Genomic DNA, 26,125 nt, shown 5'->3' with positions numbered 1-26,125 from the left:
AAGGGACCGTGGCTTCATGGGCAGGACGACGATCAAGGACATCGCCAGAGTCGCCGGTGTGTCGCCGGGCGCGGTGTCCTTTGCCCTCAATGACAAGCCTGGAGTTTCTGAGGCTACCCGAGCTCGTATCAAGGCTGTGGCCAAGGACATGGGATGGCGTCCGAACGTCGCCGCAAAGGCGTTGTCGGTCAACCGAGCCGGTGCCGTCGGTCTCGTCATTGCCCGTGACGATCGTAGTTTTGCCGGGGAAGGGTTCTTTCTCCACCTCATCGCGGGGATGGAGGAGGTTCTCACCCCTGCTCGCACGGCCTTGGTGCTGCAGCTGGTCAGGTCTGCTGAGGAGGAGTGCCAGATCCATCGGCAGTGGTGGGCCCAGCACCGTGTCGACGGCGTCGTCCTGGTCGATCCGGCCCGCAACGACCCACGGTGGTCCCTCATGTCGCAGATCAACATGCCGTGCACCGTCGTCGGAGCCACGAAGGACACCCCATTGCCGGGCGTCCATATTGATGATGCCGCTGCCGCGCGGAGCATCGTCAACCACTTGGCTGACCGAGGTCATCGTCGCATTGCCCATATCGGCGGTGACCCGACCCTCGAGCACAGCATGGTCCGGCGCCAAGTCTTCGCCCAGGAAGCAAGGAGCCACGGAGTCGTCGTCCTCGAGGCCGCGGCCAGCGACTACTCCGAGCAGTCCGGACTGCAGGAGACCAGTGCTCTTCTCTCCAGGCCCGACCGTCCCACCGCCATCGTCTATGACAATGAAGTATTGACTCTGGGGGGCATCACGTCCCTGGCACAACACCGATTGCGGATTCCTGCTGACGTCTCCGTCGTGTCCTTCGAGGATTCTCCGACGTGTCGAGTGATACCGCCTGGGATCACCGCTTTGCGTCGTGATCCGTCACTTCTGGGTAGGGACGCCGTAGCCATGCTGATGAGCATCATTGCGGGCCAGGACGTGGAGGACATCACCGAGCAGCCACCTGAACTCGTCGTCCGGGGTTCCACGGCCCAGCTCTGAACGTCCATCCACCTCTGGACGAGGCAGGACAAAACGGTCGAAACCCTGCGAGTTCCGACCGTCTCCTCACTCGTGTGTAGGACGCTCAGCCCTTCACACCGCCGCTCTCCACACCACGGAAGAAGACCTTCTGCATTGAGGCGAAGACGGCGATGATCGGAATGAGGGCGATGACCGTTCCGGCTGCCACCTCGCGTGGGTCGGTCGACATGGTTGAGCTGAGGTACTGCATGCCAACGGTCAGGGTGTACTTGTCAGGATCATTGAGGACGACCAATGGCCACAGGAAGTCATCCCAGGCACCGATGAAGGAGAACACCGCGACAACCGAGGCCATTCCCTTGATGTTGGGCCACACCACGTGCCGGATCTTGGCCCAGGTGTTGGCCCCGTCAACGGTTGCTGCGTCGAGGACTGACGGCGGGACCGCCCGACAGGCGGTGGCCATGAGGAGCACGTTGATGGCACCGACGACACCTGGGATCGCGACGCCGGCCAGGGTGTTGGCCAGGCCCATGCCCTTGATGACGAGGTACTGGCTGGTCAGTGTGACCTCACCGGGAAGCAGGAGCACTGACAGCAGGATGCCCATGACGACCCTCTTGCCGCGGAACTTCATGCAGGTCAGCGCGTAACCGGCCAGGGAGGCCAGCACGACGTTTCCGATGACGCACACTGTGGCGACGAGGACTGAGTGCCAGGCATAGCTGAAGATCGGGACGACATGGGCCACCCGACGGTAGGCGTCAACGCTGAAGTCCTGCGGGATGAGGTGAGGTGGGAAGGAATAGATGTCCTCGCTGACGCCCTTGAGCGAGGTGGACAGCTGCCACAGGAAGGGGCCGATCGAGATGATGGCGACGAAGACCAGCAGGATGTAACGCCCGATGAGTCCCGCAAGGGTGGGACGGGTCGGGTCGAACACCCGTCGGCTACGCCACGGCTTCGGCTTGGCCGGACGGGTTGCGCTCGAGGTGCTCATGCCATCGTCTCCTTCATGGTGGCCTGGACGGCTGCAGTCCGGCAGGCACGATGCCCAGCGCGCTTGGGCTTGCGGTCAGACCGTAGGTCCTTGTTGTTGGCCCAACCTATGGCTGCCAACGGAATGAGGGTGAGGAAGAACAGTACGACTGACAGGGCCGACGCGTAGCCGAGCTGTCCGGACAAGCCGGTACCGACCTGCTTGATGATCATGACCAGGCTGGAGTCCTCACCACCTGGGCCACCGGTTCCATTCGTGAGGACGTAGAGCTCGGAGAATATTCGCATTCCGGACACCGCGATGAGAGCGATGATGAGAACCATGGCCGGCCTGATCCCGGGGACGGTGACATTGCGGAAACGCTGGAAGCTGCCTGCCCCATCGAGGGCGGCGGCTTCATGGAGATCATGGTCGACGTTTCCGAGGGCTGCGAGGTAGACGATCATGTAATACCCGAGGCCTTTCCACACCGTCAGCAGGATCGCGCAACCCAACAGTTTCCACCGATCGACGAGGAAGGGGATGGGGCTGCTCGTGGCACCCATCCACTGCAGGGACTGGTTGATGAGACCACGGGAGTCGAACATCCAGCTCCAGATGAGGGCCACGACGACGACCGAGGCGATCACCGGGAAGTACGCGACGGTGCGGAAGAACGAGATCCCAGGGATCTTCTTCTCCACGAGCAGGGCCAACAGCAACGGCAAGATCGTCAAGAGCGGGATGCACACGATGACATAGATGAAGGTTGTCGCCATGGCATTCCAGAACATGGTGTCGTGCCACAACTCGACGTAGTTGTCGAAACCGATGAACTCCCCGCCGACGAGGGGTCGGGTGTTCGTGAAGGACAGGATGATCGTGTTGATGAAGGGGTAGAGGGCGAACACGACGGTCCACACGACTGCCGGAGCCACCAACAACCACGGGGTGTACCAGCGGTGGGAGTTCATGGGCGCAGATCCTTGGCGGGGTAGGGGCGTTGTCAGGCGGGAGGTGAGCCGGCCCCGCGTGGGAACGGGGTCGGCAGGGAGATCACTTTGCGATGTGGTCGTTGCAGTACGTGACGGCCTTGTCAAGAGCGTCCTTGGCCTTGATGTCACCACGCATGGCCGAGGAAACCTGCTGGCCGACGTAAGCCTTCATGGCGTCGGTGTATGCCATCGGCTCACCGATCTGCGCATCCTCCATCTCCTCCGCGAGAGCCTCGGCAGCCTTCTTCATCTGCGGATCATCGATGACCGAGGTGAAGGACCCCGGGTTCTCGTTCGCTTTCCTGGTGCCGGGCAGGAAGCCCTGGGCCAGCTTGACGAATTCGACCTGGTTCGCGTTGCTGGTGACGTACTGGGCGAAGGCCACCGCCAAGTTCGGGTTCCTGGAGTCGTTTGAAACACAAATACCCTGGACGAACAACGGGGGAACACCGATGCGCTTGGTCATCGCGACGTACGGAGCGAGCCTCGGAGCGTCCTTCTTGAGGTCGACCGGGAAGGAGGCTGAGCCGGTGGTCCATGCGACCTTACCCTGGATGAAGAGCTTGGAGTTGCCCAGGTAGTTGTTCTGTAGCACCTCCGGCGGCATGGCCTTCTTGGCGTAGAGCTCGACGTACTTCTCGATGATCGTGACGGCTTCGTCGGTGTTGAAGGTGAACTTGCCGTTCTTGAAGACCTCGACACCTTGGGCCGCGAGATCGCCGAGGGTCGGAGCGGTGGAGATGAGGGGCATCGTGCCGCCGGACTTCTCGGCCATGGTGATGGCCTGCTCGTGGAGCTCGTCAAGGGTGGTCGGCAGCTTCGTGGGATCGAGGCCGTACTTCTCAAAGGCCTGGGTGTTCCACCAGTTGAGGTCGGTGCCGAGGTACCACGGGTAGCCGTAGACACCCTCATGGCCATCGAAGGTGTAGGCGTCGATGCCGCCCTTGGTGTATGTGTCAATAGTCTTGGCATCGGCCTTCTTGAGGTCCATGACCTTGTTGGCCTTGAGGAGCTGCCACGCGAAGTTAGGGGGCATGTTGACGACGTCGGGCAGCTGGCCGGCGGTGGCCTGCTGCTGGACCTTCTCCTCGTAGCCCTCACCCGGCTGGTCGACCCACTTGATGGTCGTGCCAGGATGCTTCGTCTCGAAGGACTTGACGAGTTTTTCGAAGTAAGGAGTGAATTTCTCGTTCTTGAGCGACCACGTCTGGAACTGGATGCTGCCCTCGAGCTTGGCGGAGGTGTCGACGGATGCCTGGCTCGACGGCTTGTCTCCCGATCCGCTCATGCCGCAGGCGCTGGCAGCCAGGACAGTTGCCAGCGTGGCCGTACCACCGAGAAGTTGACGTCGACCGATGGTGAGATTTGCCATGTTCTCTTCTTCTTCCTTGAAGGGGTCCTCAGAGGGATCCGACTCCAGCGTCGGTGTCGGGCCTCAGAGAACTAATACGCTTTAGTTCAGAGTGCCTGAAACAGCGCTCCCAGTCAAGCCGGCGCACAGTTTTGGCCGGGTGTCGACTCCCGATGTAGAGTGGACGGTCGGTCATGACCTCGTCGTGTTCCACCGGTCGAAGGGATCTTTGCGATGAATACCACCCATCGCCACCCCGACGCACACTCGGATCTCGTCATCGAGACCCATTCCTTGCGTCGGCAAGTGGGTCAGATGATCCGGGTTCAACGGACGGTGCCCGCTCCGGCGGATCTCGGCGTCGACATGATCGGCGTTCCCGAGGACTTCCCTCTCGATCTCGACCTTCGGTTGGAATCGGTGGGTGAAGGAGTTCTCGTTACCGGGACCGTCGAAGCCACCCTGAAGGGGGAGTGTGCTCGTTGTCTGGATCCCATCGTGGAGGATCTCGTCCGCGACATCCAGGAGCTGTACTTCTACCCGGACAAGGAGGCTGAGGAGGATGCCAGCCGGGTCAGCGCCGAGGAAACGATCGACCTTGACCCCGTCGTCCGTGCCACGGTGGTGCTGAACCTGCCTTTCAGTCCGCTGTGTCGCGACGACTGTGAGGGACTTTGTCCAGACTGCGGCGCCAACCTCAACGACGACCCGGACCATGACCACCCGGATCGGATCGATCCACGCTGGGCAGCTCTGCGAGGGCTCGTCAGTGAGGATGATTCGGACAAGTCCTGAACGTCCCGAACGGCATCCGTCCACGACGGATGTCACACCTGAAGCACACCAAGGAGAAGATCGTGGCCGTCCCGAAGCGGAAGATGTCCCGCAGCAACACCCGGCACCGTCGTTCGCAGTGGAAGACGGTTGCCACCAATCTCGTCACCTGCGCCAACCCGGCGTGTGGTGAGAAGCACTTGCCTCACACCGCGTGCCCCTCCTGCGGTGAGTACGGCCCACGTGGCGATCGCCGTCAGGTTGCCGAGGTCTGAGATCGGCACCGTGAGCGCACGAAACGGCCAGAACGTCAGTTCACCCGAGTACGGCGAATGGCCCTTTCTGGGTCTTCTTGAGGAGTTGGGGATCAGATGTGACCCCCAACTCCTCGATCTCGCGCTCACACATCGCTCCTATGCCTTTGAGAACGGTGGGATTCCCACCAACGAGAGGTTGGAGTTCCTCGGTGACGCCGTCCTTGAGGTCGGCGTGACGGACTACCTGTATCGCGCCTTCCCGGACAAGCCGGAAGGTCAACTCGCCACGTTGAGGTCAGCGGTTGTGAGCACGGTGTCCTTGGGGCGGTTGGCCCGTCGTCTTGACATCGGGCCGCGCGTCAAGCTGGGCAAGGGCGAGGAACGGACCGGCGGCCATGACAAGACGTCGATCCTGGCCGACACCACCGAGGCCTTGCTGGGCGCCGTTGAATTGTCCTCGGGATTGCCGGACGCCCTGCGTCTCATCCACCATCTCTTCGATCCCCTCGTTGACGAGGCGGATCGATCCGGAGCTGGCACCGACTGGAAGACAGTTCTCCAGGAGTACTGCGCTGAGCAGGGGTTTGACGCTCCGCGATACGACATCGTGGGGTCAGGCCCGGACCACAATCGCCGTTACTGTGCCAGGGCAAGAGTGGATGGCAAGCTGCACGCTGCCTACACCGGACACAACAAGAAGGAGGCCGAGCAGGGGGCGGCCCAGCTCGCGGTCGCCGCACTGAACCCTCCTCGCACCGGTGCCTGAGCTTCCTGAGGTCGAAACGGTACGAGCAGGACTCGAGAACCTCATCATTCCCTCCATCGTCGAGCGTGTGAACGTCGTTGATGCCCGCGGTCTACGCCCCACCGGTGGCTCGGAGGAGGCCAGAGTCTTCGAGGCGACGATGACCGGTCGCCAGTTCACCGCCGTCAATCGGCGGGGCAAGTACCTGTGGTTCGTCCTCGACGACGGCACGGCGATGTTGGCCCATCTGGGGATGAGTGGACAGTTCCGTGTCGTCGACAGGGGAACCCCACGACATCGCCATACCCGTGTTGTCATCGGCCTTGACGACCGCCGCGACCTACGTTTTCTGGACCAGCGCACTTTTGGCGGACTCACTGTCGCCCCGCTGATCAACGGCGTGCCCGGGCCGGTCGCCCATATCGCTGCTGATCCCTTCGAGGATTCTTGTGACATTGATGAGGTCGCGCGACGACTGCGCGCACGCATGTCGACTGTCAAGCGCAGTCTGCTCGACCAGACACTGATGTCCGGAGTCGGCAACATTTATGCCGACGAGACACTGTGGCGAGCTCGGTGTCACCCGGAGACGCCGTGCTCGCGCCTGCGCCAACGCAAGGCCGTGGAGTTGTTGGAGACCGCGCGCCAGGTGATGGCCGAGGCGATTGCCCAGGGAGGGACGTCCTTTGATGCCCTGTACGTCAATGTCAATGGGGAGTCGGGGTACTTCGACCGAACCCTTGACGTGTACGGACGCCAGGGCAAGGAGTGTCGACGATGTGGTACCCCCATCGTCCGGGAGTCCTTCGCGAACAGGTCGTCACACCGTTGCCCGAAGTGTCAGCGGTTGCGCCGGTGACCTGGTCACATCCGTTCCCACGGCTCGACAGGTCCTGGTATGACGACGAAAAGCGGGTGAGGGCGCGGCTCGTCGAGACGGGGAAGCCACTCCGGTGCTCTGGCGGCGACCTTGGTGCGAAGGTGTTCCATCTCTTAATCGAGCTGCTCAGATGTCACGGTGAGCGACCCCCATGGCGCCGGATCGCAGGTGATCTTCGTTTGGTTGAAGCGGTAGCCACGCTCAGCGGCTTCGTGGGCCAGAGCTGTCAAGAAGGCGGCTGTCAGAGAACCGGAACTTGCGCTTCTGAACCTCTCCAGTTGGGGGTGGTGACGATAACCACGAGTGTGGCCTGCGAGCACCTTCTGGGCCAGCAGGCCTTCCCTCCAGCCGGCGACAAGTGCAGCCCGGTCCAGCAGGGCGGGGTCGAGGCTCCACAACCGCATGACCTGCCTCCTTCTCGGGGTGGCCAGTGTTCACAAGCTCATTTTCCTGTCCTTGTTCAACAGGGCATATCATGCTGCGGGTGAGCACTGAGCCATCCGCACCTGTGAGACGACGTATCAAGAGGCGTCACGTCATCGAGTTCTTGAAATTCGGAATCGTGGGTGGTTCGGGATTCGTGGTCAACATTGTCGTTGCCATCATCATGAACAAGCTGAATGGTGGTACTGAGCATGCCCAGGACATCCTGTTCAGCCTGGCGGGAACACGATGGAACTTCCGGTTCACCAGCCTTGTCTGGCTGGTGGGCTTCGTGGTGGCCAACGTCACCAACTTCCAACTCAACCGCTCCTGGACCTTCAAGAGGGAGCATCGCCGTGGCTGGTGGCATGAGTTCTGGCCTTTCTTCGCTGTGGGGTCCGTGGCAGCGATCATTGGCATGTTCATCAAGGTTTTGTTCACCAACCCGACCTCCCCGATCTACCTTCCCGAGCCGTGGTTCCACGAGAGCAAGGGGTTTCACTCGCGTGAGTATTGGTCGCAGATCTTCGCCGTCATCGTGACCATGCCCATCAACTTCGTCGTCAACAAGTTGTGGACATTCAGAGCGGTCACCCACTCAGGTGAGGTTCCCATGGTGGCTCCCGTTGTTTCTCCGGAAAGTTTCGACGCGGATGACTCGTCCCAGGTTCGTCAGCACGTCTGAGAGACACCTCGCATCAGGTAGCCTGCACTCGATACCCGGTTGACGGAAAGGTCGTGCTCGGATGGTCGTTTTCATCATCGCGATGATTCTTATCCTGGCGGTCGCGCTGAGCGTCTGTGCTGTGGTGATGTTTGGTTTGCGCCATCCTGGTGACGATCCCGATGCGAGTTTCTGGCGCCATACCGCCACTCGCGTTGGGGAGGATCTCAGCGGTATCCGACGCCGTTGAGACGTTGCGAATCCCTGGTGGCGTGATACGAGCGACTAATATCGGCGGACGTGGACCTGACTTACCTGATTTGGATCATTGCTGGCATCCTCGTCCTCGTGACGGTGGTTGCCGCCATCACGGCTGGCCTCTCACGACGTAAGGCTCTTCGCGAGGGTTCCAAGCCTGCGGAGGTTGAGCAGACCCCGACCAAGGGCCCCGAGGCCACTGGTGAGGAGAAGCCGGAGACTGGCGAGGCCACTGCCCCCGCTCCTGCGCCCGAGGTTGAGACCCCGGAGGCCGCGGGCTCCCGGATGGCCCGACTTCGCCGACGTCTGGCCAACAGCAACAACGCCTTGGCTCGTGGCTTGGCAGAGCTCCTGAGCGCTGACAAGCTCGACGACGACACATGGGATGACTTCGAAACCACTCTCATCACCTCTGATCTTGGTGTTGGCCCGACTACCGAACTGGTCGAGAAACTGCGCTCCGAACTGGCGATTGACGGTGTCCGCGACCCGGATCACGCTCGCGAGGTGCTGCATCGCGAGCTCGTTGACCTTGTCGGTCCGAACATGGATCGCACCATCAACCTCGACCATCCCGAGGACAAGCCAGCCGTCATCGTCATGGTTGGCGTCAATGGCACTGGCAAGACGACGACCTGCGGCAAGCTGGCCCGCGTCCTGGTTGCCGAGGGCAAGACGGTTCTCCTCGGCGCCGCGGACACCTTCCGAGCTGCCGCTGGGGAGCAGCTGGAAACCTGGGGCGAGCGCGTCGACGTGCGTACCGTCCGTAAGGACGAAGGGGCTGATCCCGCTTCGGTCGCCTACGAGGCTGTTCAGGCCGGTATCGACGAGGGCGTTGACGTCGTGCTCGTCGATACCGCTGGTCGTCTTCACACCAAGGTTGGCCTCATGGACGAGTTGGGCAAGGTCAAGCGCGTCATCGAGAAGCTCGCTCCCGTCAGCGAGGTCCTGCTCGTTCTCGACGCCACCACCGGCCAGAACGGCCTGACCCAGGCTCGTATCTTCTCCGAGGTCGTTGACGTCTCCGGCATCGTGCTGTCCAAGCTCGACGGCTCCGCCAAGGGTGGCATCGTCGTGCAGGTGCAGCGTGAGCTGGGTGTTCCGGTCAAGCTCATCGGTCTTGGTGAGGGGCCTGACGACCTGGCTCCCTTTGATGCCGAGGGCTTCGTCACCGGTCTCATGGGTTATGACCCTGATGGTCACTGACGAGGAATCGTCTGGTGACCGATGCGATGTTGCTGCCTGCTGCCGCGATGATGGTCAGCATTCTCAGCCCTGAGCTGTGCACTGCTGCCCTCATCGTGGCCTTTGCGCTACCGCTGGCCTTCGTCATATGGCGTGCCGTGCGCGGCACGGACGGATGGTGGCGCAAGGCCTTGCGTGGACTGGGCCATTTCGTGGTGATCCTGTTGGCCCAGGCGCTGTTGATCGTGGGGGCTTTCCTCTACATCAACCGTGAATACGGGTTCTTCACCAGCTGGTCAGACCTGCTCGGCGAGGTCGAGCCGGCAGGTCCGGTCCACGATCTTGTCCCGATTCGTCGTACCAAGGTCAAGGACATCCCTGTCAGCAAGGACAATCCGCATCCCAACGGGCAGCTGGCGAGGTCGGCGATGCCTGGCGCGGATCCTCGGTACGCCCACGTTCCGGTGTGGTTGCCGCCGCAGTACTTCGAGAAGTCCGAGCAGGGCACCCGTTTCCCGGTGCTGTACTACATCGGGGGAGTCAACGACACCGGCGATCACGACAACGTCTCCATGGACCTCATTGCACCAGCCCGGGAACTGGTCAAGGGTCGAAAGATCAATCCATTCGTCATTGTCTTCCTGCCCGGTCGTATCCGCAATGGCGTTGACAGCGAATGCCTCGACGTCGGTTCGGTCCACCACGAATCGTGGATCATGAAGACCATCATCCCCCACATCGAGTCGCAGTACCGTGTGGGGCATGAGCGGGGATCCCGCTTCCTCAGTGGGTGGAGCTCTGGCGGATACTGTTCGGCCAACCTCACCACGAAGTATCCGAAGACCTTTAACGCTGGATTCGGGATCGGCGGGTACTACCACCCCACGTTCGACGGGGCGGTTCTCAGCAGCGTCACTCAGCCGCTCATCGACGACAACTCAGTGGTGCTCAGGGTGAAGGAGAAGAAGGTCGACCGCAGCGTGCGATTCCTGTCCGTCCTCAATCGCAGTGACGTGCAGAGTTGGGGCCCGGGGCGAGACCCCGCGATCATTGACGGCCAGGTTGGACCCGACGGTGGGCGGTTTCATCGACTCGCCAAGGGCCACAAGCAGTTCACCTTCATCGTGTTGAATGGAGGTGGGCACCGCAACACCGTGTACATGCCCTACGTCCAGCAGTGCTTGGAATGGCTGGGCCAGTTTGGTTTGTGACCTCGCACTGAACCATCATGGCTGTCCGGGACGGTAGGCTGTCCGGGTAAGGAACCAGCGCGCTGAAGGACAACCGTGTTCGACACTCTCCAAGACCGCCTCGCATCCACCTTCAAGGGACTGCGCGGCAAGGGGCGTCTCACCGATGCCGACATCGACGCCACGACTCGTCAGATCCGCATCGCCCTTCTCGAGGCCGACGTCAACCTGACGGTCGTCAAGGAATTCGTCGCGGCGGTCAAGGAACGCTGCCACGGCGAGGAATTGTCGAAGGCGCTCAACCCCACTCAGCAGATCGTCAAGATCGTCAACGAGGAACTCGTCGAGATCCTTGGTGGCCAGACCCGTACGGTCCGGTTCGCGAAGACCCCCCCGACCGTCGTCATGCTCGCTGGTCTTCAGGGCGCCGGTAAGACCACCCTGGCGGGCAAGCTCGCTCGGTGGTTCAAGGAGGAGGGGCACTCGCCGCTGCTGGTCGCCTGCGACCTGCAACGTCCCAATGCGGTCACCCAGTTGCAGGTTGTCGGTGAGCGGGCCGGTGTGCACGTCTTCGCCCCGGAGCCGGGCAATGGTGTCGGCGATCCCATCCAGGTGGCTCGTGACGCCGTCGCCGAGGCCCAACGCAAGCTCTATGACGTCGTCATCATCGACACCGCCGGGCGTCTGGGTGTCGATGCCGAGATGATGGCCCAGGCTGCCGACATCAAGGCCGCCACCAATCCTGACGAGACGCTGTTCGTCGTCGACGCCATGATCGGTCAGGATGCGGTCAACACCGCAGTGGCCTTCCAAGAGGGAGTCGGCTTCGACGGAGTCGTCCTCACCAAGCTCGACGGCGACGCCCGTGGTGGTGCCGCCCTGTCCATAGCCCGCGTGGTCGGCAAGCCGATCATGTTCGCCTCCTCCGGCGAGGGACTCAAGGACTTCGACGTCTTTCATCCGGACCGGATGGCCTCGCGCATCCTCGACATGGGCGACATGCTCACCCTCATCGAGCAGGCCGAGAAAGCCTTCGACCAGGAGCAGTCCCAGGCTGCCGCCCAGAAGATCATGGCTGGTAAGGGGGAGTTCGGACTCGATGACTTCCTGGGCCTGATGCGCCAGATGCGCCGCATGGGTCCGATGTCCAAGATCATGGGGATGCTGCCCGGTGTGGGCCAGATGAAGGACCAGATCGACAACATTGACGAACGTGAGATCGACCGTATCGAGGCCATCATCTGCGCCATGACCCCGGCAGAACGTGCCGATGTCTCGATCCTCAACGGTTCGCGTCGCGCCCGCATCGCGAAGGGTTCCGGCGTCGAGGTTCGCGACGTCAACAACCTCGTCAACCGCTTCGTCGACGCTCGTAAGATGATGAGCCAGGTGGGCCAGATGATGGGTCCGGGTGCTGGCCGCATGATGGGGTCGATGGCCAAGCGCGGCTCCAAACAGTCCAAGAAGAAGCAGAAGAACCGCAAGGGTTCTGGTAACCCGGCAAAGCGTGCGGCCCAGGCCCGCAAGGCTGTCGAGAAGCCGCAGCAGAACAGCGGCGAGGCTTTCGGCCTGCAGGGACAGCCACAGCCGAGCCAGGAAGACCTGCAGAAGGCGATGAGCGAATTCAAGATGCCGTCGGCGATGCAGCAGATGTTCAACCAGACCAACAAGGGTCCGCGCTGATCTGGCGTGCCGTCTCCCGCGGCTTCGTGTCACGATGGGGACATGACCGACGACACCCAGCCGCTGTTCCACACCCACACCCATGGCGGGGTGACGCACACTCACGTTGCTCCCGCGGCTCACACTGCTCCTGCCGAGGATCTGCGGATCCGGGGAGCTGTCCTGCCCGACGGACAGGAGCGTGAGCTGTGGGTTCACGACGGCGTTCTGGTCGAGGGACCGCTGCCGGGCGCTCGCACCCTCGCCGACGGTTGCTGGATCATCCCTGGTCTGGTTGACGCCCACAATCACATCGGGCTGGATGGTCATGGTGGCGTCGACAAGGAGACGGCTGAGGACCAGGCGCGTACCGAGGCGAGGACCGGCACCCTCCTCATCCGCGACGCGGGGTCGCCGAGCGACACCCATTGGATTGACGATCGCGACGACCTGCCTCGAGTCATCCGTGCCGGACGTCACATCGCTCGTCCCAAGCGCTACATCCGCAACTACGCGGCCGAGGTCGATCCGGAAGACCTCGTCGCCGAGGTGGATCGCCAGGCTCGAGCGGGTGACGGCTGGGTCAAGCTCGTCGGAGACTGGATCGACCGTGCCGAGGGGGACCTGGCACCGCTGTGGCCAACTGACATCGCGAAGCAGGCGATTGATCGTGCTCATGAGCTCGGCGCCCGTGTCACGGCCCACTGCTTCTCCGAGGAAGCTCCCGCCCAGCTCGTCGATGCCGGCATCGACTGCATCGAGCACGGAACCGGCCTGACCGATGAGACCATCGCCACCATGGCCGAGCGCGGGGTCGGACTCGTCCCAACCCTGGTCAACATTGAGACCTTCCCGTCCATCGCAGCTCAGGCTGACGCCAAGTTCCCCACCTATGCAGACCACATGCGCCATCTGCATGCCCACCGGATGGAGACCATCGGCAAGGCCTTCGATGCCGGCGTTGCGATGTACGCCGGTACTGATGCCGGTGGCACCATCGAACATGGTCTGATCGCCTCGGAGGTAAGGCTGTTGGCGACAGTCGGGGGAGCAGAGATGGCAGTGGGGGCAGCATCCTGGCGAGCCCGTGCCTGGTTGGGTGGCGAACAACTGGGAACTGGGGATTCCGCCGACCTTCTCGTCCTCGATCGCGACCCGAGGGTGGATGTCGGAGTCTTGGAGTCTCCCACCCACATCCTGCTGAGAGGCCGAGTCGTCATTCGGTAACGGTCGTCATTCGGTAACGGGTGGCCGGACAAGCCCCCGGACTCGCGTGGGCGCCCTGGATGTGGCACAATACTCAGAGTTCATGTCTGTTCGGTGCCCTCTCAAACCGGCGGACGGTTCCATCCGAGTTCGGTTGCGGTGTCCCCACATCGCGATCCGCACTCACCCGTAACTTCCCGGGTCTCGTCCCGGGCGTCTCACTACAGGAGATACCACACACGTGGCTACCAAGATTCGTCTGAAGCGTCTCGGCAAGATTCGTACCCCGCACTACCGTGTCGTCGTCATGGACTCGCGCACCAAGCGCGACGGTCGTGCCATTGAGGAGATTGGCCAGTACCACCCGAAGAACGACCCCTCGGTGATCGAGATCGACTCCGAGCGTGTCCAGTACTGGCTCGGCGTCGGCGCCCAGCCGACTGAGGCCGTCGTTGCCCTGCTCAAGCGCACCGGTGACTGGCAGAAGTTCACCGGCGACACCTCGGCCTCCGGTGTGACTCCGCAGGCTGAGCGTCCCAACAAGGACGATCTGTTCAACGCCGCTCTGGCCGAGGCTGACGAGGCCCCGCGCGAGGCCATTACCAAGAAGGCTGAGGAGTCCGCTGCCGGGGAGGCTGCTGAGCCAGCCACCGAGGAGAAGTCCGACGAGAAGGCTGAGGCCTGATCGTGCTCGCCGACGCCCTGGAACACCTCGTCTCCGGCATCGTCGCCAATCCTGACGACGTCCGGGTTTGGGAGAAGGACCTGCGACGCGGCCAGATGCTCGAGGTGCGTGTCAACCCCTCCGACATCGGCAAGGTTATCGGTCGTCAGGGCCGTACGGCCTCCTCGCTGCGCACGGTCATTGATGCCCTGGCCGGGGATGAGCAGATCAGGATCGACTTCGTCGACGTCGACCGCCGTGGTTCGGGACGCCGTTCCGATCACCGTGGCCGTCGTCACTGAGTCGCCAGTTCTCTGACGCACCAATCAATTGGCAATATGGGCCGTGGTCCCGCTCAGGCGGGGCTGCGGCCCATTGTCGTGTTTGACGCTTTTGTTCAGCCGCAGGCGCGGCAATACCCACGAGGTTCAGGAGTCACAGTGGAACAGCAGGCAACGATGGAGGTTGTCGTCGGTCGGGTGGGACGTGCCCATGGCCTGCGCGGAGACGTTGTCGTCGAAGTTCGGACAGATGAGCCCGACGAGAGGTTCGATGTCGGTGCGATGGTTCGCATCGAAGGGACTCGGCGAGAGCTGACAGTTGTCAGATCTCGATGGGCCAAGGACAGTCTCATCGTGGCCTTCAAGGAGGTCGCTGATCGAAATGGTGCCGAGGAGCTGCGAGGATCGGTATTGGTGGTTGACGTCGGGGCCGACGAGGAGCCAGCCGATCCTGAAGAGTTCTGGGATCGTCAGTTGCGAGGCCTGGCAGTCGTCGACGAGACCGGTCGGGTGCGGGGGACCGTCAAGGACGTTCTCCACATGCCCGCCCAGGACGTACTCGCCATTGATGTCAACGGCGAGGAGCATCTGGTGCCGTTGGTCCGGCAGCTCGTCCCCACCGTCGACGTTGCCGCCGGCAAGATCGTCGTCACCAGCATCCCTGGACTTCTCGACGACGACGCCGAGGAGGCGAGGTGACGATGAGGCTGGACTACCTGTCGATCTTCCCCGGGTACTTCAACGTTCTCGACATCTCCCTGGTGGGAAAGGCTGCCGACAACGGTCTGGTCGATGTCCGCGCCCATGACCTGCGCGACTGGACCCATGACCGCCACCGCACTGTCGACGACACCCCGTGTGGCGGCGGCGCCGGCATGGTGATGAAGCCTGATCCCTGGGGCGAGGCCTTCGACGGGATCATTGGTATTGAACCCGATCCGTCGGTCCACGTGATCTTCCCGACTCCCTCCGGAATTCCGTTCACACAGTCCGCTGCCCAGGAGCTGTCGACGGTTGAGCGGGTCGTCTTCTGTTGCGGACGCTACGAGGGCATCGATCACCGGGTTATCGACTACGCGCGAACCATGTGGACCGTCCATGAACTGAGTCTGGGCGACTACGTCCTCAACGGGGGAGAGGTCGCTGCCCTGGCGATCACCGAAGCCATCGTCCGTCTGATCCCCGGATTCATGGGTAACCCGGAGTCCCTCGCGGAGGAGTCGTTCTCGCCGGGCCAGGAACGACTGTTGGAGTACCCGCTGTTCACTCGACCAGTGTCATGGCGAGGGATGGATGTCCCTGAGGTCCTCATGAGTGGGCACCACGGCCGTATCGCCGAATGGAGACGAGAGGAGTCGTTGTTGCTCACTCGTGATCGTCGTCCGGACTTGACTGATTAGGACCCACGGAGACTACCTATTAGGAGTCGCCAACACCATAAATTCGAACCAAAACGGTTGCGTTATTCTGGGGTGAAATACCTAGTCAGACGGTAGTTATAGGGAGTGTTTGAAAACGCTGGGGGTCGTGAGGCAAAAGGACTGTGAATTGGATAGTCTTTCCCCCGTGGCGACTACAACACTTACTACTCATCAGAGAGCAGTGCGATCAACTGTCGCGGCGAAGGCCCTCATGGCCGTCACCGGCATCATCTTGGTCCTCTTCCTGCTCATGCACATGTTCGGCAACTTGAAGTTGCTCGGTAGCAACGAGGAGTTCAACGACTACGCCAGCTACCTCCGTACGATTCTCAACCCGATCCTTCCGGGTGAGTCGTTCCTGTGGATCTTCCGAATCTTCATGTTGCTGGCGATTGTGCTGCACATTTGGTCGGCGATCCGCGTCACGAAGCAGCGTCGCATCGGTACTGGTGGCGCTGGTCGTTACTCCGTGAAGAAGAACCTCTCCCCGGAGAACACCTACGCGGCCCGCACGATGTACTGGGGCGGTTGGATCATATTCGCGTTCCTCATCCTTCACCTGCTGCAGTTCACCATCAGCCCTGATCTGTTCAACAACCCGCCGACCGACGCGGCTGGGCGTGCAGGCATGGTGCTCACAGCCTTCAGTCACTGGTGGTTCGTGCTCATCTACCTCATCGCCATCATCGCGGTGTGCATGCACGTTTCCCATGGTTTCTGGAGCGCCTTCGCGACCCTCGGTGTCAACGTCTCTGGTACCGCTCGCGCTGTGCTGCGCGTGTGCTCCTGGATCGTCGCCATCGTGATCCTCGTGGGCTTCATGGTTCCTCCCTTCCTGATCCTGTTCGGGGTGATCTCCTGATGACTGCAACTGCTGCATCCAATATCAACGCGGCTCTCGCCGACCAGTACTGGACGACCGGCGACGAGATTCATGACACGAAGGCCAACCACGACCTTCCGATCGAGAAGATCTGGACTGATCGTCAGTTCACCTCTCGTCTGGTCAACCCGGCCAACCGCCGCAAGATGACCGTCATCATCGTCGGCACCGGCCTGGCCGGTGGCTCCGCTGCTGCCACCCTTGGTGAGGCTGGTTACCGCGTCGAGAACTTCTGTTACCAGGACTCTCCGCGTCGTGCCCATTCCATCGCCGCCCAGGGTGGCATCAACGCTGCGAAGAACTACAAGAACGACGGTGACTCCATCTACCGCCTGTTCTATGACACCGTGAAGGGCGGCGACTACCGCTCCCGCGAGACGAACGTCTACCGTCTGGCCGCGGTCAGCGCGAACATCATCGACCAGTGCGTCGCCCAGGGTGTTCCGTTCGCCCGTGAGTACGGTGGCCTGCTCGACAACCGTTCCTTCGGTGGCGTCCAGGTGCAGCGCACCTTCTACGCTCGTGGACAGACGGGTCAGCAGCTGCTGATCGGCGCCTACCAGGCCCTCGAGCGTCAGGTCCATGCCGGAACCGTCCGCATGCACACCCGCCACGAGATGGTCGAGCTCATCGTTGCCGATGGTCGTGCTCGCGGCATCGTGACCCGTGACATGGTCACCGGCAAGATCGAGGAGTGGTTCGGCGACGCGGTCGTCCTGGCCACCGGTGGTTACGGCAACGTCTTCTTCCTGTCGACGAACGCCATGGGCTGCAACGCCACTGCTTCGTGGCGCGCCCATCGCAAGGGTGCCTACTTCGGTAACCCGTGCTACACGCAGATCCACCCGACCTGCATCCCGGTGCACGGCGAGAACCAGTCGAAGCTGACCCTGATGTCGGAGTCGCTGCGTAACGATGGTCGTATCTGGGTGCCGAAGCGCGCCGAGGACTGCGAGAAGGATCCGCGCGACATCCCCGAGGAGGACCGCGACTACTACTTGGAGCGCATCTACCCGTCCTTCGGCAACTTGGTTCCTCGCGACATCGCCTCCCGTCAGGCCAAGTACCGTTGTGACGAGGGCCGCGGGGTTGGCCCGAAGGTTCGTGAGGTCGATGCTGACGGAACCGAGCACATGCGCGCCCGCGGTGTCTACCTTGACTTCTCCGAGGCCATCGAGCGCATGGGCAAGGATGCCGTCGAGAAGAAGTACGGCAACCTTTTCGACATGTACCAGCGGATCACTGACGAGAACCCGTACGAGGTTCCGATGCGTATCTACCCCGCTGTGCACTACACCATGGGTGGCCTGTGGGTCGATTACGACCTGCAGTCGACCATCCCGGGTCTGTTCGTCTGTGGCGAGGCCAACTTCTCCGATCACGGTGCCAACCGACTCGGTGCCTCGGCCCTGATGCAGGGTCTGGCTGATGGTTACTGGGTGCTTCCCAATACCATCACCGACTACCTGGCTGACGCCCCGAGGTTCGGCAAGGTGGACGAGAAGACCCCGGCCGCAGTGGAGGCCCGCCAGGCCGTCGAGAGCCGCATCAACAAGCTCTTGACGATCAACGGAACCCGCACCGTCGACTCGATCCACAAGGAACTCGGCCACATCATGTGGGAGTACTGCGGTATGGAGCGCAACGAGGCCGGCCTCGTCAAGGCCATCGGTCTCATTCGCAACTTGCGCAACGAGTTCTGGACCAATGTCAAGGTCACCGGTGTCAACGAGGAGCTCAACCAGACTCTCGAGCGTGCCGGACGTCTCGTTGACTTCTTGGAGCTCGGTGAGCTGATGTGCATCGATGCTCTGCATCGTCGCGAGTCCTGTGGCGGTCACTTCCGCGCTGAATCTCAGACTGAGGAGGGCGAGGCCCTGCGTCACGACGATCAGTACCAGTACGTCGCTGCCTGGGAGTGGACTGGTGAGGGCCACAAGCCGACCCTGCACAAGGAGCCGTTGGTCTACAAGTCCATCCAGGTCAAGCAGAGGAGCTACAAGTGAAGATCAACCTGCGAATCTGGCGCCAGCGCAACACCCAGGATCAGGGCCGTCTCGTCGAGTACACCCTGGATGGTGTCTCCGGCGACATGTCCTTCCTCGAGATGCTGGACATGCTCAACGAGAACCTCACCGCTCAGGGTGAGGAGCCCGTGGCCTTCGACTCGGACTGCCGCGAGGGCATCTGTGGTCAGTGTGGCGTCGTCATCAACGGCGTGCCGCACGGTGGCATGGGTGTCGCCCAGCCGGTGCGTACCACCACCTGTCAGTTACACATGCGCTCCTTCGCTGATGGCTCGACCATCACGATTGAGCCTTGGAAGTCGGGTGCCTTCCCGATCCTGCGTGACCTCATCGTGGACCGCTCGGCCCTCGACCGCGTCATCCAGGCCGGTGGCTATGTCTCGGTGAACACTGGTGCTGCCCCGGACGCCCATGCCGTCCCGGTCAACAAGAAGCGTTCTGACCGCTCTTTCGACGCCGCCACCTGCGTCGGTTGTGGTGCTTGTGTGGCTGCTTGCCCGAATGGCTCCTCGATGCTGTTCACCTCGGCTAAGATCACCCACCTGGCCATGCTTCCGCAGGGCCAGCCGGAACGGATGCGTCGTGTCAAGGCCATGGCTGCCCAGAACGACGCCGAGGGATTCGGTGGCTGCACCAATATTGGTGAGTGCGCCTCGGTGTGTCCGAAGGGCATCCCGCTTGAGTCCATCAGCCAGCTCAACCGCGACCTCATCGCCGCTCTGTTCAAGCATGACGGCAAGGACGACTGAGTTCTGACTCACGTGGTCGACCACACGGGGCTCCGGCACCATCTGATGCCGGAGCCCTGTCGGTTGTATGGGGCAAGGACGTCTCCGGTCCTGTGGTGTGTGATTTGGTGTCTGACCTTGGAATGTGGGAGAATTCGTTGCTGTTGTCCGTGTCCGGCTCCTGCCATGGGGGGATCGTCCGGGGCACGGGGGACTGTATCCTTTGAACACGAGCACCAGGTGACCTGTGGCACCGGCGAGGAAACACCATGAGCAACATCATCGACGAGATCGACAAGGCCTCGATGCGCGAAGACATTCCTGAGTTCCGTCCTGGCGACTCGGTGAAGGTCCACGTCAAGGTCGTCGAAGGCAACCGCACTCGTGTGCAGGTCTTCGCCGGAACGGTCATCTCGCGTACCGGTGGTGGCGTCCAGGAGTCCTTCACCGTCCGCAAGCTGAGCTTCGGAACTGGTGTCGAGCGTACCTTCCCGCTGCACTCCCCGATCATCGAGAAGATCGAGGTTGATCGCCACGGTGCCGTCCGTCGCGCCAAGCTGTACTACTTGCGCGGCTTGCGTGGCAAGGCTGCCAAGATCAAGGAGAAGGGCGCAGCTCGCTGACGTCGTCGTACTCACAGCAACGGGGTTTCGCTTCTGCGAGGCCCCGTTTCTGCGTGTGTGATGACGCCTGGGTTGACCGGCACACGACCGAGCGACCCGAGTGTGTTCCCGACGTTGGTTACACTGCAGGGTGGCACCCGACGGGAGATTCCCAGGGGAAGAGGGGGAGGTATCGCCGTGGCCGATGACTACCAGGCGCGAAGGACCGTCGACGGTGACACCGCTGGCGCCACGGCTGCATCGCAACGGCCGAGCGGATGGCAGCGGTTCCGATCCGGGATGATTGAAATCGTCCTCATCATCGTCGGAGCTCTCGTCATCTCGGCACTCCTACGGGCCTTCGTGGGACAGATGTTCGTCATTCCCTCCAAGTCCATGCAGAACACCCTTCAGGTCGGTGATCGCGTGGTGGCAGTCAAGGCCGCAGATGTCCATCGTGGTGACGTTGTCGTGTTCAAGGACACCGAGCACTGGCTTCCCGCCGCTCAAGATCGTCGCTCTGCCCCGGGCAAGGTGCTGGAGTTCGTGGGTCTGTTGCCCAACACGAGCTCCAACTACCTCATCAAACGCGTCATCGGAATGCCCGGCGACACCGTTGCCTGCTGCAACATCAGGGGCCAGGTGACCGTCAACGGGAAAGCCCTCGACGAGCGTTCCTACCTGTACTCGCAGAACGGTCGGATGGTCGAGCCGTCGACGATGACGTTCCGGGTCACCGTTCCCAGAGACCGCATGTTCGTGATGGGGGATCACCGCAATGCGTCGGGAGACTCCCGTTACCACATCCAGGATCTTGATCCTGACGGGTACACGGGTGCCCCCGGGTTCATTCCCCTCGACAATGTCGTTGGGCCGACAAAGGCCATTCTCATGCCTCTCAACCGCATTGGCGGGCTGGGAGCCCCCGACACCTTCAGCGGCATTCCCGACCGGTCTGGTTCAGCCCCTGACAAGGCGCGCATCTGCGTTGGTGACGAGTGCGCACCCCGATGACGACGTCATGGCCGTGACGGTACGCGTCAGACCCGGCCCCATGGGTCATGAACGGGCCCTGACGAGAGCAGGTCTGGGTCCGGTTGCCGGGTGCGACGAGGCCGGCAGGGGCGCCTGCGCCGGCCCCTTGGTGGCCGCAGCCGTCATCCTTGATGATCGCAAGTCAGCACGGATCGAGGGGATCGCCGATTCCAAGGCCTTGTCGGCCACCAGACGAGAGCGACTGTTCGACATCATCATGGACAAGGCGCTGGCCGTGTCATGGGTTCGTGTGGAGGCCGACGAGTGCGACCGGCTGGGTATGCAACAAGCCGACATCAGCGGGCTGAGGCGCGCCGTCGCACGGCTGCATGTCGAGCCTGGGTACGTGCTCTCGGACGGGTTCTCCGTGGACGGACTGACCGTTCCGGACCTGGGAATGTGGAAGGGGGATGCAGTGTGCGCCTGTGTGGCGGCAGCGTCGATCGTGGCGAAAGTGGCCAGGGACCGCATCATGATTGCCATGGACGAGGAGATTCCTGGTTATGACTTCGCGGTGCACAAGGGGTACTCGACGGCCTTGCACCAACGACGGCTGGAGGAGCTGGGGCCGTCACCTCAGCATCGGATGAGCTACGGCAATGTGCAACGAGCGGCTAGGCTTCATTCATCATGAGTGCCGAGGATCTGGAACAGTACGAGAACCGCATGGAGCTTGAGCTCTACCGCGAGTACAAGGACGTCGTCGGCATCTTCAAATATGCCGTGGAGACCGAGAGACGGTTCTACTTGTGCAACGTTGTTGATCTCAAGGTACGTACCGAGGGCGGTGACGTCTACTACGAGGTGTCCATGGCGGACGCCTGGGTGTGGGACATGTACCGGCCCTCCAGGTTCGTCAAGAGCGCCAAGATCCTCACCTTCCGTGACGTGTCGATCGAGGAGATCGTCCATTCCGACTTTGACGAGGTTCCGGCCACGTAAGCGACGTCTCTGCTTGTGGACAACTCGTGGTGTTCATGGCCGCCCTCATTCTTCTGTGGATAACTGAATAATCGGCGTCCCCACGACGACAACTGTTGTCGGAGGTGGTGCATGATGACACCCAAGCCGTTGTCGGCAGAATTGACGACCCCTCGCGGAGCAGCCTTGCGAGGGCGTCGTGGAGGCAAACCCGCGTTCGGTGCGTGGGGTGAGGACATTGCCGCTGAGTACCTGGAATCCCTCGGGTGGACGACTGTCGCCCGAAACTGGGCGTGCAGTGTCGGGGAGATTGACCTCATCGCGGACGATGATGGGACCATCGTCTTCGTCGAGGTCAAGACGCGGTCCGGGACTGGATTCGGACATCCCCTGGAATCCATCACGGCGACGAAGGTTCGCAAGCTTCACGAGCTCGCACTGGCCTGGCTGGTCGACCATGACGAGGGAGTCCACTCGGTCCGGATTGATGCCATCGGGGTCATGATGCGCCCGGGTGAACGGCCGACCATCACGCATGTGCGGGGCATCCGGTGACCGGGGCAAGCGCATGGTCGGTTGCGCTGGTGGGGATGGAAGGCTCCTTGGTTGAGGTGGAGGCGGCACTGTCCTCCGGCCTTCCGCGCACTGTTCTCGTCGGTCTTCCGGATGCTGCTCTTCACGAGGCGCGAGACCGATGCCGAGTCGCCGTTGGCGCCACCGGCATGTCGTGGCCGAGCAATGTCCTGACGATCAACCTGACCCCAGCCGGTCTGCCAAAGGCCGGAACTCACTTCGATCTCGCCATCGCTGCTGCGACCCTGGCCGCGGACGGAAAGATCCCGCAAACCCTGCTTGAGTCAACGGTCCTGCTCGGAGAGCTGGGGCTTGACGGACGAGTACGACCAGTGCGTGGGGTACTCCCGGCATTGCTGGCAGCCCGCGAGGCAGGGTTCGAGCGAGCCGTGGTGCCGTGCGGTCAGTATGCCGAGGCAACATTGGTGGAAGGGGTGACGATCTGGCCGGTCGGTCATCTGCGTGACGTTGTCGACGTTCTGCACGGCCGTCCGGTACTGACGACTGAGGAACCCGTGACGGACGCCACGGATACCGATTCGGGGCTGGGAGATCTGGCTGAGGTCATCGGGCAGCAGGAAGCGCGTCGCGCCCTCGAAGTGGCGGCAGCCGGACGTCATCACCTCTTGTTGCGGGGAGCCCCGGGGTGTGGAAAGTCGATGCTGGCTCGACGGCTGCCGGGGGTCCTTCCACGATTGGAGCACCATGATGCCCTTGAAGTGACCGCTCTGCACTCATTGGCAGGCCGAGGGAGCGGGTGTCTCATGACTAGGCCACCGTTGGCCGAGCCGCACCATTCGGTGTCGATGGCTGCCATGGTCGGTGGAGGGGCGCGGATCGCCCAACCAGGTGCCATCTCGCTGGCGCACCGGGGCGTCCTCTTCCTCGACGAGGCTGCAGAATTCGCTCCCAAAGTTCTCGATTCACTGCGAGGACCCTTGGAGACCGGGGAGATCGTCATCGGCCGATCTCAGGCCCATACGACGTTCCCAGCGCGCTTTCAGCTCGTCATGGCCCTCAACCCGTGCCCGTGTGGAATGGCTGACGATTTATCCGGTCGGTGCACCTGCACCCCTCAACAGGTCCGTCGGTACTCAAGTCGGCTGTCCGGGCCGATCCTCGACCGAGTCGATGTGACGGTACGCATGCGCCCGCTGACCTCAGCTCACCTGCTTGACGCCTCAACGTTGCCCGCAGGGGAGTCCAGCGCCGTCGTCCACGACCGGGTGGCAGAAGCCCGGCTGAGGGCTGCGCATCGCTGGGAGGGAATGCCGTGGAGCTGCAATGCCGAGGTGCCTGGGAAGGCGCTGCATCAGATGCTGCCAGCCAATGACGCCACCCGCATCATCGAGGATGCCTTGACGACTGGGCGGCTGACAGCGCGCGGGGTGGACAAGGTGTTGCGGATCGCATGGACCGTGGCCGATCTGGAGGGCAAGGACGAGGTGGACAAGGCATGTGTTGCCGAGGCCATGGGAATGAGACGAGGACGACTGCGGTGACGACGATTCCGATGACCTGGGACGACGAGAGAATGGCACGTGCCGCCCTGACAGCTGTTGTTGAGCCGGGGGACACCATCACGGCGCGGCGACTGGTGGACATGACGGCGGAAGAAGTGTGGCGCCAGCTGCTGACCGATGTCGACGAGAGATGGCACGAGCGAGCCCGAGGGACGGATGTCGATGAGGTGTTAGCTCGGGCGGAAAAAGCCATGATGAGGTTCCTCGTGCCGGGAGATGAGGAGTGGCCCGCTGGGCTCGATGACCTCTCGCGGGTCGAAAAGGCGGGAATGGGTGGAGTTCCCCTTGGCATATGGGTTCTTGGCCCGGCACATCTTGATGAGGCGTCTGAGCGGTCGGTTGCGATCGTCGGCTGCCGAGCTGCGACGGGCTATGGCCAGGATATTGCCATGGAGATGGCGCACCATCTTTCTCAGGGACACAGTGACGGGAGCGGACGTCAGGTCATCGTCTCCGGTGGCGCGTTTGGTATCGACGTCGCTGCGCATCGAGGCGCCTTGTCCGTCCATGAAACGACGATCGGAGTCCTGGCGTGTGGGCTTGACGTCTTGTACCCGAGGGGCAATGCCGCGGTGCTGGAACGCATTGCCGAAACGGGCGCCTTGGTCTCGGAAATGCCACCAGGTCGACATCCCACGCGTCCGGGGTTCCTTGCCCGAAACCGTCTCATTGCTGCGCTGACGGCAGGGACCGTCATTGTTGAGGCGGCGTGGCGATCAGGGGCTGTCAACACCGTCTCATGGGCGAATGCGCTGGGCCGGGCAGTCATGGCTGTTCCTGGTCCTGTGACCTCGAGTAGGTCGACCGGTACGAACAAGCTCATCCGTGACGGTGAGGCGATTTTGGTGCGCGATGCCGACGATGTTCGCGGGATCGTCGGAGAACTTGTCCCTGAACCCGGACGACCGAAAGGTCGCAGCCTTCCGACGGATGCCCTGGATGCCACGGAACTGGCCGTGCACGAAGCGCTCCCAGCCCATGGGTCTTGTGGGCTGGACGAGTTGTCCGCGTCGGCAGGAGTGTCAGTGGCTCGGTGCTCTGCGGCCTTGACCGTTCTTGAACAACTGGGGATGGCAGCCTGCTGTCTGGATGGCACGTGGTCCGTCACGCTGGGGGCGGACAGGAGGTGATGTGGTGGGCTTCCATGTCCAGCAAGAACCGTTTGATGACCGGTCCGCCGAGGTAGCCGCCGAGTTCGCCATCACTACGCAGGACTCGGTGGCACGGGATGACGACCGGCAATGGGTTCTTGGCGCAGGCACTGCCGACGGCACGCGATGCCTGTGGATGCCCGATGAGGGTGGCCAAGTCGCGATAACTGACGGTCTGGCCGTAGGGGATGGTCTGCAGTTCGTTGAGAACGGTGCGGTGGAAGGCGGTCGTGGTGGAAAGGTCGAGAGGGAGGTTGAAACCAGTACGGGAGCCGGAGAGGTACTCGCTGATCTGGTGAGCTGCGTCGTCGAGGATCTTCTCGCAAACCTGGTGGTCTTCTGTTGTCCCTTGAATGGAGGAGAGTGCAGGTGACGTCGTGAACGTGACCTGCGCCAGTCCCAGTGGGCTTGCGGTCAACGCCAACGTCCCGATATGCGTGTCGAGGTGGCGCCATGACGTGTTCGACATGAGGGCATGACAAAGGCCGGGCACCATGGCCCGGCCTCGTGTCGTCAGTCCTTCAGCTTGTCAGTAGCAGCTTGGACGTTGTGTTTGAGGTCAGTTGCGTTGTCCTTGACGTCCTCGACCTTCTGGTCCACCTTGCCACTGGCCTTCTGATCGGCGCCCTCGGTGTGGAGGTTGTCGTTGTCGGTCACCTCTCCGATCTTCTCCTTGGCAGCACCGACGAGCTCGTCGCTCTTGCTCTTGATCTTGTCGCTGAGGCCCACGAGTGGCTCCTT

At 62.3% G+C, this 26,125-nt stretch carries 31 protein-coding genes; 25 read left to right on the top strand and 6 right to left on the bottom strand.

From position 1 onward, the window contains the following. The first annotated feature begins 16 nt into the window (after positions 1-16). A complete protein-coding gene (locus ACSJJT_RS09225) occupies positions 17-1,024 on the top strand; it encodes a LacI family DNA-binding transcriptional regulator (RefSeq protein ID WP_435918160.1) in 1,008 nt (335 codons plus the stop codon). An 85-nt stretch (positions 1,025-1,109) separates the two neighbouring features. Here the strand turns inward: ACSJJT_RS09225 and ACSJJT_RS09220 are convergent, their stop codons facing one another. The 3 genes from ACSJJT_RS09220 to ACSJJT_RS09210 all read right to left on the bottom strand — a co-directional run bounded on the left by ACSJJT_RS09220 (position 1,110) and on the right by ACSJJT_RS09210 (position 4,352). After that, positions 1,110-2,006 (bottom strand): carbohydrate ABC transporter permease, encoded by an 897-nt coding sequence (locus ACSJJT_RS09220; RefSeq protein ID WP_435918019.1) that lies wholly within the window; start codon positions 2,004-2,006, stop codon positions 1,110-1,112. After that, positions 2,003-2,959, bottom strand: coding sequence for a carbohydrate ABC transporter permease (locus ACSJJT_RS09215; protein WP_435918018.1), 957 nt, complete (start codon positions 2,957-2,959; stop codon positions 2,003-2,005). The genes ACSJJT_RS09220 and ACSJJT_RS09215 overlap by 4 nt, the downstream gene beginning before the upstream one ends. 82 nt (positions 2,960-3,041) lie before the next feature. Beyond that, positions 3,042-4,352 carry an ABC transporter substrate-binding protein gene (locus ACSJJT_RS09210; protein ID WP_435918017.1) on the bottom strand — a complete coding sequence of 437 codons (1,311 nt, stop codon included), beginning with the start codon at positions 4,350-4,352 and terminating at the stop codon, positions 3,042-3,044. A gap of 213 nt (positions 4,353-4,565) precedes the next feature. Between ACSJJT_RS09210 and ACSJJT_RS09205 the strand changes: the two genes are divergently transcribed. The 4 genes from ACSJJT_RS09205 (at position 4,566) to mutM (ending at position 6,966) form a co-directional block, all read left to right on the top strand. After that, positions 4,566-5,126, top strand: a complete 561-nt coding sequence (locus ACSJJT_RS09205) for a YceD family protein (protein WP_435918016.1) — start codon at positions 4,566-4,568, stop codon at positions 5,124-5,126. Between the two features lie 62 nt (positions 5,127-5,188). After that, on the top strand, positions 5,189-5,380 hold the full coding sequence (gene rpmF, locus ACSJJT_RS09200; protein WP_435918159.1) for a 50S ribosomal protein L32: 192 nt from the start codon (positions 5,189-5,191) through the stop codon (positions 5,378-5,380). Between the two features lie 10 nt (positions 5,381-5,390). Further along, entirely contained in the window at positions 5,391-6,128 is a 738-nt protein-coding gene (rnc, locus tag ACSJJT_RS09195; protein WP_435918015.1) for a ribonuclease III, read from the top strand. Next, positions 6,121-6,966 carry a bifunctional DNA-formamidopyrimidine glycosylase/DNA-(apurinic or apyrimidinic site) lyase gene (gene mutM, locus ACSJJT_RS09190; protein ID WP_435918014.1) on the top strand — a complete coding sequence of 282 codons (846 nt, stop codon included), beginning with the start codon at positions 6,121-6,123 and terminating at the stop codon, positions 6,964-6,966. Before rnc ends, mutM begins: the two co-directional genes overlap by 8 nt. A 134-nt stretch (positions 6,967-7,100) precedes the next feature. Here mutM and ACSJJT_RS09185 read toward each other — a convergent pair whose 3' ends face one another. After that, positions 7,101-7,391, bottom strand: coding sequence for a pyrimidine dimer DNA glycosylase/endonuclease V (locus ACSJJT_RS09185; protein WP_435918013.1), 291 nt, complete (start codon positions 7,389-7,391; stop codon positions 7,101-7,103). 71 nt (positions 7,392-7,462) lie between these two features. Between ACSJJT_RS09185 and ACSJJT_RS09180 the strand changes: the two genes are divergently transcribed. The 20 genes from ACSJJT_RS09180 (at position 7,463) to dprA (ending at position 25,363) form a co-directional block, all read left to right on the top strand. Continuing rightward, positions 7,463-8,095, top strand: a complete 633-nt coding sequence (locus tag ACSJJT_RS09180) for a GtrA family protein (RefSeq protein ID WP_435918012.1) — start codon at positions 7,463-7,465, stop codon at positions 8,093-8,095. A gap of 61 nt (positions 8,096-8,156) precedes the next feature. Next, positions 8,157-8,324, top strand: a complete 168-nt coding sequence (locus ACSJJT_RS09175) for a hypothetical protein (protein ID WP_435918011.1) — start codon at positions 8,157-8,159, stop codon at positions 8,322-8,324. A gap of 50 nt (positions 8,325-8,374) precedes the next feature. Next, complete coding sequence (ftsY, locus tag ACSJJT_RS09170) at positions 8,375-9,538, top strand: signal recognition particle-docking protein FtsY (protein WP_435918010.1); 1,164 nt, start codon at positions 8,375-8,377, stop codon at positions 9,536-9,538. A gap of 47 nt (positions 9,539-9,585) precedes the next feature. Then, positions 9,586-10,728, top strand: a complete 1,143-nt coding sequence (locus ACSJJT_RS09165; RefSeq protein ID WP_435918158.1) for an alpha/beta hydrolase — start codon at positions 9,586-9,588, stop codon at positions 10,726-10,728. A gap of 75 nt (positions 10,729-10,803) precedes the next feature. Then, a complete protein-coding gene (ffh, locus tag ACSJJT_RS09160; protein ID WP_435918009.1) occupies positions 10,804-12,390 on the top strand; it encodes a signal recognition particle protein in 1,587 nt (528 codons plus the stop codon). Positions 12,391-12,432: 42 nt separating this feature from the next. After that, entirely contained in the window at positions 12,433-13,596 is a 1,164-nt protein-coding gene (locus ACSJJT_RS09155; protein WP_435918008.1) for an amidohydrolase family protein, read from the top strand. 220 nt (positions 13,597-13,816) lie between these two features. After that, complete coding sequence (gene rpsP / locus ACSJJT_RS09150; protein WP_435918007.1) at positions 13,817-14,260, top strand: 30S ribosomal protein S16; 444 nt, start codon at positions 13,817-13,819, stop codon at positions 14,258-14,260. Positions 14,261-14,262: 2 nt separating this feature from the next. Then, complete coding sequence (locus tag ACSJJT_RS09145) at positions 14,263-14,541, top strand: RNA-binding protein (RefSeq protein WP_435918006.1); 279 nt, start codon at positions 14,263-14,265, stop codon at positions 14,539-14,541. Between the two features lie 138 nt (positions 14,542-14,679). Beyond that, positions 14,680-15,219, top strand: a complete 540-nt coding sequence (gene rimM, locus ACSJJT_RS09140) for a ribosome maturation factor RimM (RefSeq protein ID WP_435918005.1) — start codon at positions 14,680-14,682, stop codon at positions 15,217-15,219. 2 nt (positions 15,220-15,221) lie between these two features. Further along, positions 15,222-15,920: a tRNA (guanosine(37)-N1)-methyltransferase TrmD gene (gene trmD, locus ACSJJT_RS09135; protein WP_435918157.1), complete on the top strand. Its 699-nt coding sequence runs from the start codon at positions 15,222-15,224 to the stop codon at positions 15,918-15,920. A 202-nt stretch (positions 15,921-16,122) separates the two neighbouring features. Then, positions 16,123-16,803, top strand: a complete 681-nt coding sequence (locus tag ACSJJT_RS09130) for a succinate dehydrogenase cytochrome b subunit (protein WP_081302734.1) — start codon at positions 16,123-16,125, stop codon at positions 16,801-16,803. Continuing rightward, entirely contained in the window at positions 16,803-18,830 is a 2,028-nt protein-coding gene (locus tag ACSJJT_RS09125; protein WP_435918004.1) for a fumarate reductase/succinate dehydrogenase flavoprotein subunit, read from the top strand. Before ACSJJT_RS09130 ends, ACSJJT_RS09125 begins: the two co-directional genes overlap by 1 nt. Then, positions 18,827-19,600, top strand: a complete 774-nt coding sequence (locus ACSJJT_RS09120; protein ID WP_435918003.1) for a succinate dehydrogenase/fumarate reductase iron-sulfur subunit — start codon at positions 18,827-18,829, stop codon at positions 19,598-19,600. Before ACSJJT_RS09125 ends, ACSJJT_RS09120 begins: the two co-directional genes overlap by 4 nt. A 248-nt stretch (positions 19,601-19,848) precedes the next feature. Beyond that, a complete protein-coding gene (gene rplS, locus ACSJJT_RS09115; RefSeq protein WP_435918002.1) occupies positions 19,849-20,202 on the top strand; it encodes a 50S ribosomal protein L19 in 354 nt (117 codons plus the stop codon). Positions 20,203-20,379: 177 nt separating this feature from the next. Then, on the top strand, positions 20,380-21,195 hold the full coding sequence (gene lepB / locus ACSJJT_RS09110) for a signal peptidase I (RefSeq protein WP_435918001.1): 816 nt from the start codon (positions 20,380-20,382) through the stop codon (positions 21,193-21,195). A gap of 7 nt (positions 21,196-21,202) precedes the next feature. Then, the gene (locus ACSJJT_RS09105; RefSeq protein WP_435918156.1) at positions 21,203-21,850 is read left to right on the top strand and encodes a ribonuclease HII; all 648 of its coding nucleotides are present in this window, start codon (positions 21,203-21,205) and stop codon (positions 21,848-21,850) included. Beyond that, positions 21,847-22,158 (top strand): DUF2469 domain-containing protein, encoded by a 312-nt coding sequence (locus ACSJJT_RS09100; RefSeq protein WP_435918000.1) that lies wholly within the window; start codon positions 21,847-21,849, stop codon positions 22,156-22,158. The genes ACSJJT_RS09105 and ACSJJT_RS09100 overlap by 4 nt, the downstream gene beginning before the upstream one ends. Before the next feature lie 111 nt (positions 22,159-22,269). Next, on the top strand, positions 22,270-22,692 hold the full coding sequence (locus tag ACSJJT_RS09095; protein WP_435917999.1) for a YraN family protein: 423 nt from the start codon (positions 22,270-22,272) through the stop codon (positions 22,690-22,692). Further along, positions 22,689-24,212, top strand: coding sequence for a YifB family Mg chelatase-like AAA ATPase (locus tag ACSJJT_RS09090; protein WP_445439667.1), 1,524 nt, complete (start codon positions 22,689-22,691; stop codon positions 24,210-24,212). Before ACSJJT_RS09095 ends, ACSJJT_RS09090 begins: the two co-directional genes overlap by 4 nt. Positions 24,213-24,223: 11 nt before the next feature. After that, complete coding sequence (dprA, locus tag ACSJJT_RS09085; protein ID WP_435918154.1) at positions 24,224-25,363, top strand: DNA-processing protein DprA; 1,140 nt, start codon at positions 24,224-24,226, stop codon at positions 25,361-25,363. Here the strand turns inward: dprA and ACSJJT_RS09080 are convergent. Together ACSJJT_RS09080 and ACSJJT_RS09075 are read right to left on the bottom strand one after the other, a co-directional pair. Beyond that, positions 25,338-25,877, bottom strand: a complete 540-nt coding sequence (locus tag ACSJJT_RS09080) for a methylated-DNA--[protein]-cysteine S-methyltransferase (protein ID WP_435918153.1) — start codon at positions 25,875-25,877, stop codon at positions 25,338-25,340. The two genes, dprA and ACSJJT_RS09080, sit on opposite strands and share 26 nt — an antisense overlap. Positions 25,878-25,897: 20 nt before the next feature. Continuing rightward, positions 25,898-26,113 (bottom strand): CsbD family protein, encoded by a 216-nt coding sequence (locus ACSJJT_RS09075; protein ID WP_435917998.1) that lies wholly within the window; start codon positions 26,111-26,113, stop codon positions 25,898-25,900. Between the last annotated feature and the right edge of the window lie 12 nt (positions 26,114-26,125).

It is taken from the genome of Cutibacterium nasicola, assembly GCF_051303185.1.
GTDB lineage: Bacteria > Actinomycetota > Actinomycetes > Propionibacteriales > Propionibacteriaceae > Cutibacterium.
Note: the sequence above shows the minus strand (reverse complement) of the source record. Positions and strands in the feature narration are given on the sequence as shown.

What these genes read in the sequence shown, in the direction of transcription:
- ACSJJT_RS09225 (WP_435918160.1), top strand. Translation starts at nt 17, where the DNA reads ATGGGCAGGACGACGATCAAGGACATCGCCAGAGTCGCCGGTGTGTCG.
- ACSJJT_RS09220 (WP_435918019.1), bottom strand. Translation starts at nt 2,006, where the DNA reads ATGAGCACCTCGAGCGCAACCCGTCCGGCCAAGCCGAAGCCGTGGCGT.
- ACSJJT_RS09215 (WP_435918018.1), bottom strand. Translation starts at nt 2,959, where the DNA reads ATGAACTCCCACCGCTGGTACACCCCGTGGTTGTTGGTGGCTCCGGCA.
- ACSJJT_RS09210 (WP_435918017.1), bottom strand. Translation starts at nt 4,352, where the DNA reads ATGGCAAATCTCACCATCGGTCGACGTCAACTTCTCGGTGGTACGGCC.
- ACSJJT_RS09205 (WP_435918016.1), top strand. Translation starts at nt 4,566, where the DNA reads ATGAATACCACCCATCGCCACCCCGACGCACACTCGGATCTCGTCATC.
- ACSJJT_RS09185 (WP_435918013.1), bottom strand. Translation starts at nt 7,391, where the DNA reads ATGCGGTTGTGGAGCCTCGACCCCGCCCTGCTGGACCGGGCTGCACTT.
- ACSJJT_RS09180 (WP_435918012.1), top strand. Translation starts at nt 7,463, where the DNA reads ATGCTGCGGGTGAGCACTGAGCCATCCGCACCTGTGAGACGACGTATC.
- ACSJJT_RS09175 (WP_435918011.1), top strand. Translation starts at nt 8,157, where the DNA reads ATGGTCGTTTTCATCATCGCGATGATTCTTATCCTGGCGGTCGCGCTG.
- ACSJJT_RS09165 (WP_435918158.1), top strand. Translation starts at nt 9,586, where the DNA reads ATGATGGTCAGCATTCTCAGCCCTGAGCTGTGCACTGCTGCCCTCATC.
- ACSJJT_RS09155 (WP_435918008.1), top strand. Translation starts at nt 12,433, where the DNA reads ATGACCGACGACACCCAGCCGCTGTTCCACACCCACACCCATGGCGGG.
- trmD (WP_435918157.1), top strand. Translation starts at nt 15,222, where the DNA reads ATGAGGCTGGACTACCTGTCGATCTTCCCCGGGTACTTCAACGTTCTC.
- ACSJJT_RS09125 (WP_435918004.1), top strand. Translation starts at nt 16,803, where the DNA reads ATGACTGCAACTGCTGCATCCAATATCAACGCGGCTCTCGCCGACCAG.
- rplS (WP_435918002.1), top strand. Translation starts at nt 19,849, where the DNA reads ATGAGCAACATCATCGACGAGATCGACAAGGCCTCGATGCGCGAAGAC.
- ACSJJT_RS09105 (WP_435918156.1), top strand. Translation starts at nt 21,203, where the DNA reads ATGGCCGTGACGGTACGCGTCAGACCCGGCCCCATGGGTCATGAACGG.
- ACSJJT_RS09100 (WP_435918000.1), top strand. Translation starts at nt 21,847, where the DNA reads ATGAGTGCCGAGGATCTGGAACAGTACGAGAACCGCATGGAGCTTGAG.
- ACSJJT_RS09095 (WP_435917999.1), top strand. Translation starts at nt 22,270, where the DNA reads ATGATGACACCCAAGCCGTTGTCGGCAGAATTGACGACCCCTCGCGGA.
- dprA (WP_435918154.1), top strand. Translation starts at nt 24,224, where the DNA reads ATGACCTGGGACGACGAGAGAATGGCACGTGCCGCCCTGACAGCTGTT.